Raw genomic sequence first — 18183 nt, forward strand, 5'->3', positions numbered from 1 at the left:
CGGGATTGCGAAACCACCAAGGAGGAACCCTACCAATGAATATTTTACCCGAAAGTTCGCTGAATAATCTATTTGAAAAACTTGTTAAAGATTTTGTGAAAGACAACATGGAACGCCTGTTGCGCGCCGAAATCCAGGGGTTTATGGAGAGTGAAGAAGCTTGGCGCCAGCAATAGTCGCAATGGCTACTATACGCGAGACTTACACACGAAATATGGCCATATCGAGGATCTTCAGGTGCCCCGAGACCGCCAAAGCCTTTTCCAGACGCAGTTGTTTGAGCCGTACCAGCGGCGGGACGGATGGTTAGAAGAGGCCGTCATCCAAATGTATAAATCGGGCATGGGTACGCGGGATGTGGCCCGGTTCATTGAAAGTATGTTTGGCAGCCACTACTCCCCAACGACGGTCAGCAATATTACGGCTACAGTGCTGGACGATATCCACCAGTGGCAAAAGCGGCCACTGAGCAAACGGTACTCTGTGATCTATTTAGATGGGCTGTACGTGAAGCTGAAACGGGGCACGGTTCGTGGTGAAGTGGTCTACTTTGCGATGGGAATTGACGAGGAGGGACAGCGTCAAATTCTCGGGTTCTACGTGGGTGGCCAAGAGAGTTCGAATGGCTGGCGGGAGGTACTCAAAGACCTGTACGACCGCGGAGCGCAGGAAGTCCTGCTGGGTGTGTTTGACGGGCTACCGGGACTGGATGCGGCGTTTAAAGAGACCTATCCTCAGGCGGATGTACAGCATTGCGTAGTGCACAAAGTGCGGGCCACGTTTCATAAAATTCGGGTGGAGCACAAAACCGATGTCATGGAGGCGTTGAAAACCGTATATACGGCACCGGATGAAGTGGTAGCCCGGGCTAACTTTGATACGGTCAAAGCGAAGTGGAACAAGCTGTATCCGAAGGAAATGAGGTCCTGGGAGGAACAGTTATCCACACTCCTGACGTTCTACAACTATCCGCTGTCGATCCGTAAAGCGATCTACACGTCGAACCCCATCGAGCGGATGAACAAGGAAATCCGCAAGCGTCTGAAACCGATGAACAGTCTGACAAACATGGATGCCGCAGAGAAAATCGTGTACCTGGAGATGCTGGAATACAATGAACGTCATGCAGGGCGGGTCGCCCAAGGCTTTGGAGTGGATGCCGTTAAAAAGAAGCTAAAAGAGCTATTCGAAACACGCTACCCCTCTTTGCCCACACCGGAAGAGGCGTAGCAGAGAAATCCAGTTTCTGGGAGTCGGGGTTCCCCCTCCCCCAGAAACACTACATCCCAACCCGTAACCCGGGGGAGGCACTTCTACTCTTTTACACAAACTTCTTGACGCTACCCGCGTGGGCGGAATATGGTCGAAAAACCGACCACAATGGAGACGCCGAGGGTGCGCGTGCCCAATGTAGTCGAAAAACCGACCACATTGGGCACGGCGTGGGTGCGTGGGCGGAATATGGTCGAAAAACCGACCACAATAGGCGCGCCGAGGGTGTGAGGGCCAAATGTGGTCGATAAACCGAACACAATAGGCACGGCGGGGGGCGTGGGCCCAATGTAGTCGAAAAACCGACCACATTGGGCACGGCGTGGGCGCGTGGGCGGAATATGGTCGAAAAACCGACCACAATGGAGACGCCGAGGGTGCGCGTGCCCAATGTAGTCGAAAAACCGACCACATTGGGCACGGCGTGGGTGCGTGGGCGGAATATGGTCGAAAAACCGACCACAATAGGCGCGCCGAGGGTGTGAGGGCCAAATGTGGTCGATAAACCGAACACAATAGGCACGGCGGGGGTGCGTGGGCCCAATGTAGTCGAAAAACCGACCACATTGGGCACGGCGTGGGCGCGTGGGCGGAATATGGTCGAAAAACTGACCACAATAGGCGCGCCGAGAGTGTGAGGGCCAAATGTGGTCGATAAACCGAACACAATAGGCACGGCGGGGGTGCGTGGGCCCAATATGGTCGAAAAACAGACCACAATAGGCGCGCCGAGGGTGTGAGGGTGCGCCACGTAAGCCAAATGTATGCGGAAAACCGAACACAATCGGTGCCGCTGCGCTGAGGGATGGGCCCCGTCTCCGCAGCCCGTACCCTTTTAGAGAAATCCTGCAAGAAATGCAGCAATGCGGCCTAAGTCACAGTATACAATGAGGCATCAGCATCCTTCACCCGCAGGGTGAATTTGTTCTATACAGAGCAATGCAATAAATGATCCTAACAGATCTCTGCCTATAAAGGAAGTGGCCATACGTATAATAGAAGAAGCGTGAATGATTAGAGTCGAAAGAATGGAGATGAGGAGATGAAGGCGTTCAATGAAAAGTACATAGACACCCCGGAGAACTTCAACAACGTTCATGCCTTTTTGAGAAAAATGGTAACTTTGACGGGTAAACTTCAGACCTGGGAATTTGTCAGATTCGAGTTCTGGGACAAGTATGAAGCGCTCAAAAGTGCAGACCCTGATTTCAGGGGGGGAAATGCACATCTATGGAAGAATGAAGCCGGTGAGATCACAGGCCTGTTCATTTCCGAATCCGGAGGCGGTTTCTTCAGTTTAATCGTTCATCCGGATTACCCGCATCTGGCGGACGAGATGGTCGCATGGACCCGGAATGTATGGGGCAAGGAGAAAAAGAAGCTCAACACCGATTGCTATCCCTACGGTCTGGAGGTTCAGGCATTATTAGACCATGGTTTTGTGCAGGATTCCCATATTGGGAATACAAGAAGATACGATCTTTTGCACACGGAGTACACGTTGAACCTGGAAGAAGGCTTTTACATCCGGTGCATGGCGGAAGGGGCAGACGAAGAATCGAAGGGCGAGTTGATTGAACAGATCTTCTCTCCGTCTGATTCCGGCCCAGTCAAGGTAGAGTATTGGAGAAAAACTCTGCCGTCCTATCTAGCGGAGCTTGATTTCTCTGTGATTGATGATAAGGGCCGGCATATTGCCTTCTGTTTCGGGTTCGTGGATCAGGATAACGGGATTGCGGTCATAGAGACGATCGGGACCCACCCCGACTACCGGCAACGCGGATTCGGCAAGGCGGTTGTTACTGCCTGCTTCTTGCGGCTGAAGGAGCAAGGTGTGACAACTGCTTATATAACGGGTTTTTCTGCTGAGGCTAATGCTCTATATCAATCCCTGCAGCCGGTGGAGATTACTCCGATGCATTCGTATGTATACGAAGGTTAAATACAATCGGGACTGTCCAATGTAGGAGAAAGCAGAAGACCTTCTATCCTACATATATTTTTTCTGCAACAGGTTCCTCAGCAGGATTCTACACTTAGTTTATTGAATAAACTAAGTGTAGAGGAATACATATAATCCAAGAGAGGAATGAGCAGCTTTGGACATGAACCATCAGAAGTATACAACACAAGCAGCGGGATATGATCAGGAGAGAGAAGGGATCGAGCGTGGTAAGATCACAATGATCCAATACCCCTCTGCCACAGTAGGCAACACCCGGAAGGCCAGAGTCTATACGCCGCCTGGATACTCTAGCACAGAGAAATATAGTGTCTTGTATCTGCTGCACGGCATTGGCGGAGATGAAGACGAATGGTACACTCACGGCACGCCACAGATTATTCTGGACAACCTTTATGCTGATCACAAGCTGAAGCCCATGATTGTTGTATTGCCGAACGGGCGGGCGATGTTGAATGACCGGGCGGAGGGTGACATCTTCGCTCCTGACAAGTTGGAAGCCTTTGCAACCTTCGAGTCTGATCTGCTGAACGATCTGATCCCTTATATTGAAGCGAATTATTCTGTGCTGACGGACCGGGAGCACCGCGCGCTGGCCGGGTTGTCCATGGGCGGAGGGCAATCGCTCAACATGGGTCTGAATAACCTGGACCGCTTCGCCTGGGTGGGAGCCTTCTCTGCGGCACCTAACACGAAGGAGCCGGAACTGCTGGTACCGGAACCGCAGAAGGTAGCGGACGCGCTTAACCTGCTCTGGTTATCCTGCGGAGACCTCGACAGCCTCAAATATGTCAGCGACCGCACCCATGCTTATTTCTCAGAGCATAACGTACCGCACATCTGGGTAGAAGAGCAGGGCGACCATGACTGGCCGGTCTGGAAGAACGGGCTGTATCAGTTCGCTCAGCTTATTTTTTAAGGGAGCAGGAAGAACAGTTTCCGGTAACAAAAAAGGCAGCCCCAAGCCATTTCCATGGCTCCAGGGCTGCCTCTTCTTTTACTTTTACAGCTTACGCAGTAACGCTCATTTGCTTACTTATTAGCAATCGCATCGGCGCGCATTTTAACGATTTTCTCTGCTCTTTCCTTGTCTACGGCGAAGACATCGTTCCAGCCGAGTCCTTCCACATCGCTTTTCAGCTTGGTCCAGAGCTGGTCGAATTCGGCCTGGTCTTTGGCGAAGATCATTTTCCAGGAGGTGTTCTTGACATAATCCGAGATCTGGCTGCGTTTGTTCTTGACGTCAGAGGAATCAGAGCCAAGACTGGTGTTGATATTCGGCACAATGTCGATCATGTTGTTCTTCGTATAGTACTCGGTCGGAGTAGTAGCATCATAGGTCTTCTGCCAGTCTGTAGTCAGCGCAGTCTTGTTGGCTTCAATGGTGGATGCCCAGTAGGTGCTGTTGTAGAATTCTTTGGTTTCCGGGTCAACCACGAAATCACTCATAATCATCGAGTTGACCTTGCTCTGGCCGTCCTGGTAACCGCCGCCGCCGTATTCGGCAGGGACCGGGGTGTTTTCCTGGAATGCCGTCTGGCCGACTTCGGTCAGCTTGAATTTGCCGTCCGGTGTCTTCTCATAGTTGAAGCCTTCGAAGCCGTTGGTATAGTAACGCAGACCTTCCGGTGAAGACATCCAGTCCATCAGTTCCATAATTCTTTCCGGCTCTTTCGCCTTGGAGCCGATAGCGAACACTCTGCCGTTCCCGAAATAAGCATCACTGTTCTGGATCAGGTGGGTATCGCCGATCGGAACGGCTACGTTGCCGTCGCCCTGGTTGCCGCGTTCAATCGTGTTGTAGAACCCTCTCTGCCAGGAGTACCACAGGAGCAACACCTGCTTGTTGGTCAGCTTCTCAGATACCTTGTTCCAGTCCTGGGAAGGGGAATCCGGGTCGACGAGACCCATTTTGTTAGCGTCATAATAGAACTGCAGAATCTTCTTGTACATACTGTTGTCGTCCACGATCGGAACGATATCGCCCTTGGCATTCAATTGAATCGTTGTCGTGCCGTTCGGCTGCTCATAGCCATACCAGTTGCTCAGCCACCGGACATTCTCCATGCTGCCGCCGTCCCAGTCCTTCCACAGCGTGATCGGAACAATCGGCTTGCCATCCGGAGTCTTCGGATATTTAGCCTGCATGTCCTTCAGGGCGGTCATCAGGTCGTTCAGATTATTCAGCTTCGGCGCGCCGATTCCTTTGTAATAATCCCAAGGCATAATCGGGCTGGAGTAAGGCAGCTCTTCTGAGAAAGTCGTTGGCGAAGTATCGGCGGTGAAGGCCGGGAGAGCATAGATTTTACCGTCTGGATTCTGCTTCTCGAAGGCCACATTGAACGGCTTGAAGTGATTGTCTACATATTGGGACAGATGCTCCGTGTTCTTAATCATGTCGGTTAGATCCATAATCATGCCTGCCGGAATCAGTTCCTCGAGCTGGCTGTTCTCAATAATCAGGAGGTCGCCGAGGTCGCCGGATGCCGAGCGGGTCTTGTACAGCTGGTCGCCCGCTACCTGCGGAGCCAGAATGTTCAGTGTGATATTGAACTTGTCTTTCAGCAGCTTGCCGTACCATCCCGTCTGCTCGCCTTGATAGTTAGCTGCGTTGTCGAATACCGTAATGGTTAGAGGTTTGCTGTGATCGATGCCTGTGCTTGTGCCCGGATCGGATGACTCAGTAGGTGTTCCGGGTTCGGCCGTCCCCGCAGCAGTTCCTCCATTGTTGGAATTACCGCTGCAACCACTTAACGCCGTTGTTACCAGCAGGATGGTCGTCCCTAGTAACAGCGCGGACTTTCTGCCCAGCTTAATGTGTGTTTTCATGTGTAGCCCCCCGAATGATTAATGTATCATAATGGCGCAGGTCCGTTAGCCTTTCACAGCGCCAATTATAATTCCTTTGACAAAAAATCTCTGGAAGATCGGATATACCAGCAGGATTGGTGCGACTACGATAATGGTAACTGTCATGCGAATGGAGGTTGAGGTCTGCTTGGTCGCCAGAGTAGCCATCGCCGTTGAGCCGGCATTCTGCAGGTTGACCATGGTGGACAAGGAGCTCGCCTGATTGATGTAGTTATACAGTATGAACTGTAAGCTATAGAGCTTACTGTCCGTTACCAGCAGGAGCGTATCTTGGAAGGAGTTCCATTGGTTGACGGCCGAGAAGATGGCAACGGTTGCAAGGATCGGCTTGCTGATCGGCAGAATGACTTTGTAGAAAATCGTGAAGATTCCTGCACCGTCAATGCTGGCCGCCTGCTGAAGCTCCTTCGGTGTTGCCTCCACGAAGGTTTTGACCAGGATAATGAAGAAAGGAGCAACAACGGACGGAAGAATATAAGCCAGGAAGTTGTCCGTCAGATGCAGCGATCTCATGGTCAGATACCAAGGGATAATCCCGGCATTGAAGAACATCGTGATGATGGTGAAGCGGTACCAGAATTTCTTGCCCCACATGTCCTCCTGGGCAAACATGAATCCGAGGAAGGCCGAAGCGCCGACTGTTAGCAGTGTACCGATCACTGTTCTGCCGAGAGAGATCATAAAGGCATTGCCCAGACCCGGGATTTTGAACACATCGATATAATTCTGGAAATGAATGCCCTTAGGCCAGAAAATAATTTCGCCCTTGGCGCTCAGGTCGTTCGCGCTGATCGTGTTGATAATGATCGAGTAGAACGGATAAACGCAGATGAAGGCGAACAGTGAGAACAGGATATAAATAATAGTAGAGATGATTTTATCGGTAGCGCTGACCTGCATTTTGACCGTTTTTTTGGTGATGTCGATCTCCCGGGTGTTTGGCGTAAGACTGGTCTGGTTGTCACTCATACAATGCCCTCTCCTCTCAGCATTTTGGACAGCCCGTTCACCGAAAAGAGAAGCACCACGCTGATTACACTCTTCAGCATACTGATCGCAACGGAGACGGAATAGCTGCCGCCGCCCATGGCGAGGTTATACACATATAGATCAAGAACCTGAATAGTGTCCTTGTTAAACGCATTCTGGAACACGAAATACTGCTCCAATCCGTTGTTCAGGAAGCTGGCAATCTGGAGCATCAGCAGGACGAAGTAGGTTGGCATCATGCTTGGCAATACGACATGGCGGATAACCTGCATCCGGGTAGCCCCGTCTACATAAGCCGCTTCATACAGCGATTCGTCGATGCCCATGATGGCTGCGATGTACAGAATGGCGGACCAGCCGAGTGTCTTCCAGGTAGCCCAAGCCCACATGGTCCACCAGACATGCTCCGAGCTCTGCAGGAACATTGTAGGTGAATCGGTCAGCCCGGTCATATGCAGGAAGCCGTTGACCATCCCCTCACTGGAGAACATAGAGAAGGCGAGGGAGTACACAAGCACCCAACTGATAAAGTTCGGCAGCGTGGTGACCGTCTGGATGAATTTGCGGAAACGTACCGCCTTGATCTCGGTCAGGAAGATGGCGAAGATCATCGGGAGCCAGGAGAAAAGGATGCCCAGTCCGCTGATGCCGAAGGTATTCCAGATGACCTGCATCAGCTGGTCGATCTTGACCTGATTCTCAACCAGGGAATGGAACCATTTGAAGCCGACGAACTCAGATTGGGACAACGGGATAGGCGGGGTGTAGTCAAAAAATGCATATACCCAACCATAGAGCGGATAGTAGGCAAAGACAGCGAGTAAAAGCATAAAGGGAGAGATGTAAAGGAATTTCCGGAACGAATTGCTTCTCATGCTCTGGCTGCGCATTGTTTCACTCCTCATCATATTCTCTTTGTATGATTGCTTCCTGAAGCTAAGCCGGGGCAAGCAATCCCGGGCATCTTGTCTGTCTGTCATCCCCCTTCTTCAGTAAGCAACTTCCGTTTTTGATAACGCTTTCATGTATGAAACTATAATAAGTTATCGTTTATCTTCCTACAATGACCGATCCTCACCAATTATTGATCTATTGTCAGGTGAAGGAGACTCGGATGAGAAGGGCAATTGTATGGGAGGGGCGAGTGAGAGAAGCAGGATTCGGAGCCGAAACGGGAGTTTTTAGGAGTGGGAAGAAAGGAATGCGGGAGGCTAAGTGGAAAACGTGAGAGTGATGAGGGGTATTAGTGCCCCTGATTTCATCAAAAGTGGGCGGATGAGCCGAATGAGGGGCATTAGTGCCCCTGATTTCATCAAAAGTGGGCGGATGAGCCGAATGAGGGGCATTAGTGCCCCTGATTTCATTAAATGGACGAGGAGCAGCGCTTTGATGGTCTGGCAGGCAGCAGCCGTACTTATTCAGAGCCTTGCTCCAGATTTCGTACAGGCCGCTCCCTCCACCCCCCTCTGCCTCAGGCAATGACGAAGCACTGCTTGCGGTATTCATTGGCGCTGGTTCCCGTGTATTCTCTGAATTTCTTGTAGAACCAGTCGATTTCCGAATATCCGACAGCGTCTGCAATCTCATAGATCTTCATGTCGGTCGTTTCCAGCAGCAGCTTGGCCTTCTCCATCCGCTGGCGCAGAAGGTATTCGTTGAAGGACATCTTCTCCTGCTGCTTGAATTTCTGTCCGAGATAGGCGCAATTGAAGTTCAGGGTGTCGGAGATCTGCTTGAGTGTAATATTATGATGGAGCTGCTCATCCACGCATTGCTTGATCGTACTGACGATCGGACACGGGGAGGACGGCTCTTTTTGAATGGTGAACTGAGCATAATCCCGCTCTACAGCAGCGGGTTTGCCAGCCTGAGCCAGCACCCGACTAACCGCCTCCAGACTTCCGCCCAGCTCAGCCGGGTCCACCGGGTCTGTTAAGTAATCGCTTACATTATAGAGTAAGGCTTGGCGCGCCAGCCCGAAATCTCCGCTGCCCCCGAGCAGAATAATCGGAACGGAGCTTCCCTGCCTGATCTGCTCACAGACTCTCATGCCCGGCGTATGGGCATCCCTGATATTCAGAAGAACTAGTGATATCCCCTCGCTTCGGATCAGCCGCAGAATATCGGATGAATAATCAGCATGCGCATGAATGATGAAATTCTTAAGTCTGCTCCCTGCCATATAAGAAGCGATCTCCCGCACTTGGGCGTTTCGCTCTACACATAAGATTCTGTACAACATGAAGACCCCGCTTTCAGAGAGAAGTTAAGCTTCCTTCATTCATTATGTGCAACAGAGCCGGGCGCTACAATGTGCAATTCTTGCACCAGGCTCCATTTGTTTACCTGATCGAAATCCGGTTGCCCGGTGGATAAGGACTTGCGGGCCGGACCTATAATTTGACAGGTGAACACCTGAAGTTAGACGGGTTGCTGCCTGAAAATGTAAGCGCTAAACTTTCGAGGTAAGTCATTCATACTTGGGGGGACAGATCATGCGGGCAAAAAAGGTAATGTCAGTATTCATTAGTATGTTGTTATTAGCTGCAACGACGGCATGTGGAGGAGCGGGGAACGGCGGGAACGCCGGCGGGGGAGCGTCAGCCCAGCCGGCAGCGGCTACGGAGGCTCCGGCAGCTGAAGCCACTGCAGAAGCTACACCGACTGCAGAGCCGAGCAATGCTACACCGGAAAAAGATTTCGATATGGGCGGCAGAACGATCAAGATCGTGTCCTGGTGGGATATGACGATTCCTGAGGACAATCCTGATAATATCCAGCGCTCGAAGAATCTGAAGGAATTGATGGCCAAGCATAATTTCAAGGTTGAATATGTAGCGCTGGACTTCGGTGAATACCAGAAGAAGGTTGTGGCTTCACTGGTCGCCGGTGAACCGCTTGGCGATATTGTCAGAATGGGCAAGGGCTATATGATTCCGGTGCTGACGAAGCAGGATATGTTCTGGCCGGTTGACGAGTACACCAAGAATGAGAATGCCTTCAATCAGCGTATGACTACAGAATTCTCGCAATATGAGGGCCGGGGCTATGGCTTCTCGGAGAATGCGGGCAACCTGATCAGCGGAGTATTCTATAACCGCACCCTGATGAAGAAGCTGGGCATGAAGCCGCTCCAGGAATATGTGAACGAGGATAACTGGAACTGGGAGACCTTCACCCAAGTTGCCAAAGAAGCGAACAAGGATACAGATAACAACGGAAAACTTGATGTTTGGGGTTTGGCCTCAGGCGGGTTCCTGGAAATGGCACTGGCCTCCAACGAGACCGATCTGACCATTGACGATAAACAGAATCTCGATGATCCCAAGCTGCTGGAGGTCTTCAAGTTCATCGCCAAGCTGGGTGCCGAGAAGGTAGCGCGGCCGACAGAAGGCGGGGACTGGCAGGAACCGGCGCAGTTCTTCCGTCAGGGGAACACGCTGATGTATGCAGGAGCAGATTATGAGGCGAACGGCTTCAAGACGGATATGAAGGATTATGATATCGGCTTTGTTCCTTTTCCAAAAGGACCTAATGCTACCGAATACCACAGTGTGGAATCCAATGTCCAGTTCCTGACCATCCCGAAGAAGGCCGAGAATCCGGATCAGCTGCTGTATATCTGGGAGAAGATCAACGATATCGAGTCCATCTACGATTATCCGAAGCAGGCTTCCCTGGAGAGCACGTATGACAACGAGGATGATATCAACAACGCCAAGCTGGTCGAAGGCGGCATGCTGCTCACGAACCATAATACCTTCTCAACCATGCCTTATTACGAGATGATTGACGAACTGAAGAAGGGAACCTCGGCATCTACTGTCATTCAGAAGTACAAGGCGAAGGTTCAGGCTTCTGTAGACGCAGTCTACAAAAAATAAACGGATATCCGCATGGAACAACAGTCCCCCGCGGACTGTTGTTCCCATTCTTGCTGAAATTAAAAAGAACCATATAAGAAGCACTAAAGAAATTAACGAAAAGCAAAAAGAAGCGGAGGGGAAATTTGGAACTGTAGGAGCGTTAGCGACCGCCTTTGTATTTGGATTTCTACCGCTAGGAGCGGTTCAAATTAGGAAATTCAAATACAACAGCGGCCGGAGGTCCAAATGTTCACCGCAGTGACGACCATGCTTCGTGTTCAACTCTGAGGTGCTTCTTATATAACTTACGCTTGAAGAACTTATGATCCATCGCTTAAAGGGAGGAGTACGTTGAATATTCGAATCAGGAACATAGCGATTATATTGGTTGTTGTCCTGCTGGCCGGGACGATCTGGATATTTAATTCCTCGGGGCAGCCTGTGCATTCCGACTCTCCCGCAGCAGGCAAGTTCACGGCAGCCACGCAGGATGCTGAAGAAGGCAGCTATGAAGCCTATCTGAAGCAACACGGGGATGCCCCGCGCCCTGACCGGGAGATCCGCATCGAAGGGGAGAGCTATTCCCCCGGCAGCGGAGATGTCTTTGAGGTGAAGCAGCAATTCGAGGGGCTTGACGGAGCAGCAGTCATTACCCAGGAATCGGGAACCATCTCCTGGGAGGTGCCGGTTCCGGAATCCGGGCTGTATAACATCCGGGTTCATTATTATCCTGTGGAAGGCAAAAGCTCGTCCATTGAACGTTCCTTATCCATCAACCGGGAGGTGCCGTTCAAGGGAGCGGATACCTTGCTCTTCGACCGGGTCTGGGGGAACCGTGAGGAGGTCATTAAGCAGGATGACCGAGGCAACGATCTGCGCCCCAGACAGGTGGAACAGCCGGTGTGGCAGTCCACGGTCATTGCGGACAGTGAAGGCTTCTATGAGGAGCCGTATGCCTTCTATCTGGAGCAGGGAAACCAGACCCTGTCGCTGACCGCACTCCGTGAACCGATGGCCATTGATTATATTGAGCTGTTCCAGGACCGGACAGTGCGCTCCTATGCAGAGGCTAAGCAGGAGTATGAGACTAAGGGCCTTCAGCCGGTACAAGAGCCTTATATCGAGGTCCAGGCCGAAGCGGCATCCGCCAAATCCTCGCCTACCTTATACCCGTTATCCGACCGCTCCAGCCCGGCAGTGGTTCCTTATGCCGTCTCAAATTTAAGGATTAACACCATCGGCGGGGTGAACTGGAAGCTTCCGGGGCAATGGATCGAATGGGAGATTGATGTCCCTGAAGAAGGTCTGTACCGGATAGCGCTCAAGGAGAAGCAGAATCAGCTCCGGGGCGTCTATGCCAACCGCAGCCTGACTATTGATGGTGAATATCCGTTCACCGAGATGAAGCAGATCCGCTTCAATTACTCTCCCGGCTGGCAGATGAATGTACTCGGCGGGGAAGAGCCTTATCTGTTCCATCTTACAGAAGGGACGCACAAGCTGAGACTGACCGTGACCCTGGGCGATATCGCGCCGCTGGTCCGTACCGTCCAGTCCAGTGTCCTGACCTTGAATGAAATGTACCGCAATATTCTGGCGATTACCTCCAACAACCCGGATAAGTTCCGCGACTATCAGCTGGAGAAGCGGATACCGGAGATGACCAAGGTATTCCGGGAGCAGGCGGAGATTATCCGCGGTGTCGGCGAATACCTGGAGCAGGCCACCGGGGAACGCAGCGACAAGGTATCCGTGCTGTACTCGATGGTTACCCAGCTGGAGGATATGGCTAAGCATCCGGACACGGTAGCCAAACGGCTGGTCTCCTTCAAGACGAATGTCGGCGGACTGGGGACCTGGATTCTTAGCGTGCGGGAACAGCCGCTGACACTGGATTCACTGGTGGTCTCGGCGCCGGATAAGCCGCTTCCGTCTGCGCAGGCGACCTTCTTCCAGAAGCTGAAGCATGAGCTGAGAGCGTATGGCGCCTCGTATACCGAAGACTATGACAGTATCGGTAACGTGACGAAGAACCAGAAGGCGATTACGGTCTGGATTTCGACCGGCCGGGATCAGGCTCAAGTGATGAAGAGCATGATTGACGATACCTTCACGCCGGATTCGGGCATCTCCGTGGCACTGAGGCTGGTGCCTCCGAACATTCTGCTGCCGGCAACCCTGGCGGGCGAAGGGCCGGACGTAGCCATGCAGATCGGCGAGGATCTTCCAGTGAACTATGCGATGCGCAAAGCATCGGCCGATCTGTCCCAGTTCGCCGATTTCAAAGAAGTGGCTGACCGCTTCCGCGACAGCGCCCTTACGCCTTATAAGTACAATGGAAGCGTCTACGGGCTGCCTGAGCAGCAGATCTTCCCGATGCTCTTTTACCGGAAGGATATTCTGCAGGAGCTTGGTCTGGAGCCCCCTACTACGTGGGAGGAAGTCTACAATGTCGTCTCTGTGCTGCAGAGACATAATCTGGAGTTCTATCTTCCCCTGGAGGATACACTGAACAACGCGACGCTGGTGCCCAATGCGGCCTTCACCATGCTGCTCTACCAGAACGGCGGGCAGCTCTACACGGACGACCAGAAGCGAAGCGCGCTGAACTCGGAGACCTCCATGAGTGAATTTAACAAGTGGACCCAGTTCTATACCAATTACAAGTTCCCGGTGAAGGTGGACTTTCCGAACCGTTTCCGTACAGGCGAGATCCCAATCGGGATTGCCGATTACACCATCTATAACAGCCTGACAGTAATGGCGCCGGAAATCCGCAATTTGTGGGAATTCACGGTGGTGCCGGGAACGAAGCAGGCGGATGGCACGGTGGACCATAGCGTAGCCAGCCATACAACCGGTGTCATGCTGCTGGAGAATGCCAAGGACAAGGATTCGTCCTGGGAATTCATGAAGTGGTGGACAGACAAGGACACCCAGGTCCAGTACGGCCGGGAAATGGAAGGGCTGATGGGAGCGGCGGCACGTTATCCGACCGCGAACATTGAAGCACTGGAGGAGCTGCCGTGGCCGGTGAAGGATTACAAGGAACTGGAGAGCCAGTGGCAATGGGTGAAGGGTAACCCTCAGGTTCCCGGCGGGTACTTCACAGGCCGGCATCTGGACAATGCGTTCCGCAAGGTGGTCAACGGAAATGTGAATCCGCGTGAAGCCCTGTCGGATTATCTGATCTACATTAACGATGAAATTCAGATCAAACGGAAGGAATTCAAACTTCCGTATTAGGTTGGAGGCTGTAAGCTGATGGTACAAATACAGAATACCACTGAACCAGCCTTGCCAGGGCTGGCTGGCGGTCCGGTCAAGGAATCCCGCCTGGCGCAATTATGGAGAGATATCAAGAAGAGCAAGCATTATTATTTCATGATGAGTCCCTATATGATCATCTTCTTCCTGTTCACGGTAATCCCGGTGGTCGTCTCCTTCGGGCTGAGCTTCTTCTATTTCAATATGCTGGAGACGCCGAGATTCATCGGCTGGGAGAACTATTCCAGGCTGCTGCTGGGCGATGATGTGTTCATGATCGCGCTGAAGAACACCTTTCTGTTCGCTGTGATCACAGGCCCGTTAAGCTATATCGCATGCTTCCTGTTCGCCTGGCTGATTAATGAGCTGTCGCCCTTTGTCCGGTCGCTGATGACGCTGGTCTTCTATGCGCCTTCGATCTCGGGCAATGTGTTCTTCATCTGGCTGATCGTCTTCTCGGGGGACAGCTATGGTTACCTCAACGGCTTCCTGATGAAGATCGGGGTGCTGCTGGAGCCGATTATCTGGCTGCAGAATGAGAAGTACATTCTTCCCATTATCATTATTGTGCAGCTCTGGCTGAGTCTCGGCACAAGCTTCCTGGCGTTCATCGCCGGACTTCAGACCGTGGACCAGACGCTGTTCGAGGCCGGAGCGATGGACGGAATCAGGAACCGCTGGCAGGAGCTGTGGTTCATTACCCTGCCGTCCATGCGTCCGCAGCTGATGTTCGGCGCGGTCATGCAGATTACCGCCTCCTTCGCGGTGGCCGAAGTCTCTATTGCGCTGGCGGGCTTCCCGAGTGTCAACTATGCGGGACATACGGTGGTCACGCATCTGATGGATTACGGGACACTGCGCTTTGAGATGGGCTATGCCTCTGCGATTGCTACTATTCTCTTCGCAATTATGCTCGGAACCAACATGATGACCCAGAAGCTGCTTCGAAAGGTGGGTGAATGACCCTGTATTCAAGAGTGATAGGGGCCCTTCGCCCTCAAAAAAGACTGAACCGTTCCTTTGCTGTCAGCTTTATGCTCTTCGGCCTGCTGCTGGGCTTCGGCGCGTTCATGGTTCTTCCGCTGATCTATACGGTGAACAATGCCTTCAAGCCGCTGGATGAGCTGTTCATCTTCCCGCCGAGATTCCTGGTGCGGAACCCGACGCTGGAGAACTTCACCGATCTGATGGTGATCATGGGCAATTCCTGGGTGCCGTTCACCAGATATATTGCGAATACTCTACTGATCACACTGGTAGGGACCGCAGGACATATCCTGCTGGCGTCGGCAGCGGCGTATCCGCTGGCCAAGTTCAAATTCCCGGGCTCCAGCATTCTGTTCAAGATTGTAGTGCTGTCCCTGATGTTCTCGCCGCATGTTACGGCAATACCGAACTATCTGGTCATGTCGCAGCTGGGGTGGATCAATACCCAGGCGGCGATTATCGTACCGTCACTGGCCTTTTCACTAGGTTTGTTCCTGATGAAGCAGTTCATGGAGCAGATCCCGGATGCACTGATTGAGGCGGCCAAAATCGACGGTGCGAACGAGTACCGCGTGTTCTGGCAAATCGTAATGCCGAATGTGAAGCCGGCCTGGCTGACGCTGATGATCCTGCAATTTCCGGCGCTGTGGGGCACAGACGGAGGAAGCTTCATCTACAGTGAGAACCTGAAGACACTTCACTACGCGCTCAGCCAGGTCATCCAGGGCGGGATTGCGCGTGCCGGGGTCGGAGCGGCCGTCGCTCTGCTGCTGATGACCGTGCCGATTCTGTTGTTCATTATTTCACAGAGCAGTGTCATCCAGACGATGGCCACATCCGGTATGAAAGAGTAGAGAGGAGGAACGGTGACAATGGTCGCAAGGATAAAGAAACTGAGAACCGGTCTGCTGGCCTTGTGCTGCCTGGTCAGTCTGGGGCTTGGCGGAGAGCTGGCCCTGGCAGAGAGCGCAGCCCCTTCCTACAATTATTCATACTGGGGGAATGCGGTGGCGGCTCCGTCCGCCTACGAGGCTACTACGCTCATCACGGGTGCCAGCTCCGGTGCGGGCCCATTCAACAATCCGCAGGATATTCAGGTTACGGCGGATAAGCAGATTTATGTTCTGGATAGCGGCAATAACCGGTTTGTGATTCTGGATCAGGACTATAAGTCCGTCAAGACGGTAAATGCATTCCAGTTCAAGGGGAAGGCGGAGAAGTTCAACAATCCGCAGGGCATCTATGTGACGCAGCAGAAGGAAGTGTATGTCGCGGATACGGGCAATAAGCGTATCGTCCATCTCGACAGCGACTTCAAGGCTGTGGGGATCATTGAAGCCCCGAAGTCCGAGCTATTGCAGGCGAACTTTGAATTTCAGCCTGTCCGTGTTGCTGTAGACAAGGCGGACCGCATCTATGTGATGTCGGCCGGCGTCTTCGACGGTTTCATGGAATTCGGGGCGGACGGCGTGTTCAAATCGTTCATTGGCGCGAACCGGGTGCATGTCGATGCGGTAGAGTATTTCTGGAAATCGATCTCCACCAAGGCGCAGCGTGAGCAGATGGTGATGTATACGCCTACCGAGTTCACGAATCTGGACATTAATGACGAAGGCTTTCTGTACGCTACCAACGGTGACGATTACGGGGACCCGATCAAAAAGCTGAACGCGCAGGGGGCAGATATTCTGCGGAGAGAGGGCTATTACAAGCCCAGCGGTGATCTGCTCTACTCCACGCGCTCAGGGGGTGCCCCGCGGCTCGTGGATATCGATGTGAGCGACAGTGAAATATACGCGGTGCTGGATGCCAGCCGGGGCCGGGTGTTCACGTACAACGGGGACGGCTATCTGCTGTACATTTTCGGCGGAATCGGTAACCGTCTGGGCGAATTCAACACTCCGGTTGCCATTGAGCACAGCGGTGACGATATTCTGGTGCTGGATCAGGCGCTGGGTGAAATCACGGTATTTCAGACCACAGAGTATGGAAGAACGCTGAACAGTGCCGTGCGCAGCTACTATAACGGTGATGAGGAGATGGCCTCTCAGCAGTTCAGCAAGGTCGTCAACCTGAATGCGAATATGGAGTATGCCTATGCGGGTATAGGCAAGGCGTATCTGCGGCAAGGCGAGTACAAGGAGTCGGCGGAGTATTTCGAGCGCAGCATGGACCGGACCAACTATTCCAAAGCGTTCCTGCTCTACCGTAAGGAAGTGCTTCGCGGACATTTCTCCACCATTATGACGGCTCTGATCGCGCTGGTGGCCCTATGGCTGGGCCTGAGAATGTACCGGAAAATGAAGGCCAGAAAGAAGGTGGAGCTCCATTGAACAGAGAAGCGCTGCAACATCCGCTGTATGTGATGGTTCATCCGTTCAACGGATACTGGGACCTCAAATATGAACGCAGTCAAAAAACCAGTCTGATCATCTCCTTCGGCATTCTGTTTATGCTGATTCTGACGAATGTTCTGGGCAATCAATACAGCGGGTTCCTGGTCAATATGAATAATCCCCGGTATCTGAACAGCCTGCTGGAGGCGGTCTATGTGCTGGTTCCTGTTCTGTTCTGGTGTGTGGCGAACTGGTCGCTGACTACGCTGATGGACGGGGAGGGGAAGTTCACGGAGATTTTTATTACCACCTGCTTCGCCCTAGTTCCGATTGTCCTGATTAATTTCCCATGGATCTGGATCAGCAATTTCATCTCGGCCCAGGAGAGCTCTTTTTATTACTTTTTCAAAAACTTTGCCATTCTCTGGTCGGGACTGCTGCTGTATGTGGGCATTATGACCGTTCATCAGTTCTCCCCGTCCAAAACGATCGGGACGATTCTGCTGACGCTGCTCGCTATGGCCTTCATGGCTTTCCTGACCCTGCTGTTCTTCAGTCTGGTTCAGCAGATGATTGCATTCGTCTCGACCATATACCAAGAAATTGTCTTGAGGAGATAGGAGGAGGACCG

The 18183-nt window shown here is 52.4% G+C and carries 12 protein-coding genes and 1 pseudogene; 9 read left to right on the forward strand and 4 right to left on the reverse strand.

The features are described 5' to 3' along the window. Window positions 1–35 precede the first annotated feature (35 nt). The 3 genes and pseudogenes from NYE26_RS10405 (at window position 36) to NYE26_RS10415 (ending at window position 4154) form a co-directional block, all read left to right on the forward strand. Window positions 36–1230: pseudogene (locus NYE26_RS10405) on the forward strand (IS256 family transposase). A 1084-nt stretch (window positions 1231–2314) separates the two neighbouring features. Further along, window positions 2315–3214, forward strand: coding sequence for a GNAT family N-acetyltransferase (locus NYE26_RS10410; RefSeq protein ID WP_339255577.1), 900 nt, complete (start codon window positions 2315–2317; stop codon window positions 3212–3214). Between the two features lie 163 nt (window positions 3215–3377). Beyond that, window positions 3378–4154, forward strand: a complete 777-nt coding sequence (locus NYE26_RS10415) for an alpha/beta hydrolase-fold protein (protein WP_339255579.1) — start codon at window positions 3378–3380, stop codon at window positions 4152–4154. 113 nt (window positions 4155–4267) lie between these two features. On the opposite strand, the gene NYE26_RS10420 is transcribed toward NYE26_RS10415, so the two are convergent. From NYE26_RS10420 to NYE26_RS10435, 4 genes are all read right to left on the reverse strand, one after another. Next, a complete protein-coding gene (locus NYE26_RS10420) occupies window positions 4268–6064 on the reverse strand; it encodes a hypothetical protein (RefSeq protein ID WP_339255581.1) in 1797 nt (598 codons plus the stop codon). Window positions 6065–6109: 45 nt separating this feature from the next. Beyond that, complete coding sequence (locus tag NYE26_RS10425) at window positions 6110–7075, reverse strand: carbohydrate ABC transporter permease (RefSeq protein ID WP_081751123.1); 966 nt, start codon at window positions 7073–7075, stop codon at window positions 6110–6112. Then, window positions 7072–7926, reverse strand: coding sequence for an ABC transporter permease subunit (locus NYE26_RS10430; protein WP_339255583.1), 855 nt, complete (start codon window positions 7924–7926; stop codon window positions 7072–7074). Before NYE26_RS10430 ends, NYE26_RS10425 begins: the two co-directional genes overlap by 4 nt. A 641-nt stretch (window positions 7927–8567) precedes the next feature. Continuing rightward, on the reverse strand, window positions 8568–9338 hold the full coding sequence (locus tag NYE26_RS10435; protein ID WP_209875796.1) for a helix-turn-helix domain-containing protein: 771 nt from the start codon (window positions 9336–9338) through the stop codon (window positions 8568–8570). A 253-nt stretch (window positions 9339–9591) separates the two neighbouring features. Here NYE26_RS10435 and NYE26_RS10440 point away from each other — a divergent pair, with 253 nt between their 5' ends. From NYE26_RS10440 to NYE26_RS10465, 6 genes are all read left to right on the forward strand, one after another. After that, the gene (locus tag NYE26_RS10440) at window positions 9592–10980 is read left to right on the forward strand and encodes an extracellular solute-binding protein (protein ID WP_209875794.1); all 1389 of its coding nucleotides are present in this window, start codon (window positions 9592–9594) and stop codon (window positions 10978–10980) included. Window positions 10981–11313: 333 nt separating this feature from the next. Continuing rightward, window positions 11314–14208, forward strand: coding sequence for an extracellular solute-binding protein (locus tag NYE26_RS10445; RefSeq protein WP_339255585.1), 2895 nt, complete (start codon window positions 11314–11316; stop codon window positions 14206–14208). A gap of 18 nt (window positions 14209–14226) precedes the next feature. Next, window positions 14227–15192: a sugar ABC transporter permease gene (locus NYE26_RS10450; RefSeq protein WP_076073655.1), complete on the forward strand. Its 966-nt coding sequence runs from the start codon at window positions 14227–14229 to the stop codon at window positions 15190–15192. Beyond that, window positions 15189–16070, forward strand: a complete 882-nt coding sequence (locus NYE26_RS10455; RefSeq protein ID WP_036724919.1) for a carbohydrate ABC transporter permease — start codon at window positions 15189–15191, stop codon at window positions 16068–16070. Before NYE26_RS10450 ends, NYE26_RS10455 begins: the two co-directional genes overlap by 4 nt. Window positions 16071–16088: 18 nt before the next feature. Then, complete coding sequence (locus NYE26_RS10460) at window positions 16089–17549, forward strand: hypothetical protein (protein WP_339255588.1); 1461 nt, start codon at window positions 16089–16091, stop codon at window positions 17547–17549. After that, on the forward strand, window positions 17546–18172 hold the full coding sequence (locus NYE26_RS10465; RefSeq protein ID WP_036724916.1) for a YIP1 family protein: 627 nt from the start codon (window positions 17546–17548) through the stop codon (window positions 18170–18172). The genes NYE26_RS10460 and NYE26_RS10465 overlap by 4 nt, the downstream gene beginning before the upstream one ends. Window positions 18173–18183: the final 11 nt, after the last annotated feature.

It is taken from the genome of Paenibacillus sp. FSL P2-0136, from assembly GCF_037975325.1.
Taxonomy (GTDB): Bacteria; Bacillota; Bacilli; order Paenibacillales; family Paenibacillaceae; genus Paenibacillus_AQ; species Paenibacillus_AQ silagei.

Coding starts and splice junctions, on each gene's coding strand:
- NYE26_RS10450 (WP_076073655.1), top strand. CDS start 14,227: ATGGTACAAATACAGAATACCACTGAACCAGCCTTGCCAGGGCTGGCT.
- NYE26_RS10455 (WP_036724919.1), top strand. CDS start 15,189: ATGACCCTGTATTCAAGAGTGATAGGGGCCCTTCGCCCTCAAAAAAGA.
- NYE26_RS10430 (WP_339255583.1), bottom strand. CDS start 7,926: ATGCTTTTACTCGCTGTCTTTGCCTACTATCCGCTCTATGGTTGGGTA.
- NYE26_RS10415 (WP_339255579.1), top strand. CDS start 3,378: ATGAACCATCAGAAGTATACAACACAAGCAGCGGGATATGATCAGGAG.
- NYE26_RS10420 (WP_339255581.1), bottom strand. CDS start 6,064: ATGAAAACACACATTAAGCTGGGCAGAAAGTCCGCGCTGTTACTAGGG.
- NYE26_RS10410 (WP_339255577.1), top strand. CDS start 2,315: ATGAAGGCGTTCAATGAAAAGTACATAGACACCCCGGAGAACTTCAAC.
- NYE26_RS10460 (WP_339255588.1), top strand. CDS start 16,089: ATGGTCGCAAGGATAAAGAAACTGAGAACCGGTCTGCTGGCCTTGTGC.
- NYE26_RS10440 (WP_209875794.1), top strand. CDS start 9,592: ATGCGGGCAAAAAAGGTAATGTCAGTATTCATTAGTATGTTGTTATTA.
- NYE26_RS10425 (WP_081751123.1), bottom strand. CDS start 7,075: ATGAGTGACAACCAGACCAGTCTTACGCCAAACACCCGGGAGATCGAC.
- NYE26_RS10435 (WP_209875796.1), bottom strand. CDS start 9,338: ATGTTGTACAGAATCTTATGTGTAGAGCGAAACGCCCAAGTGCGGGAG.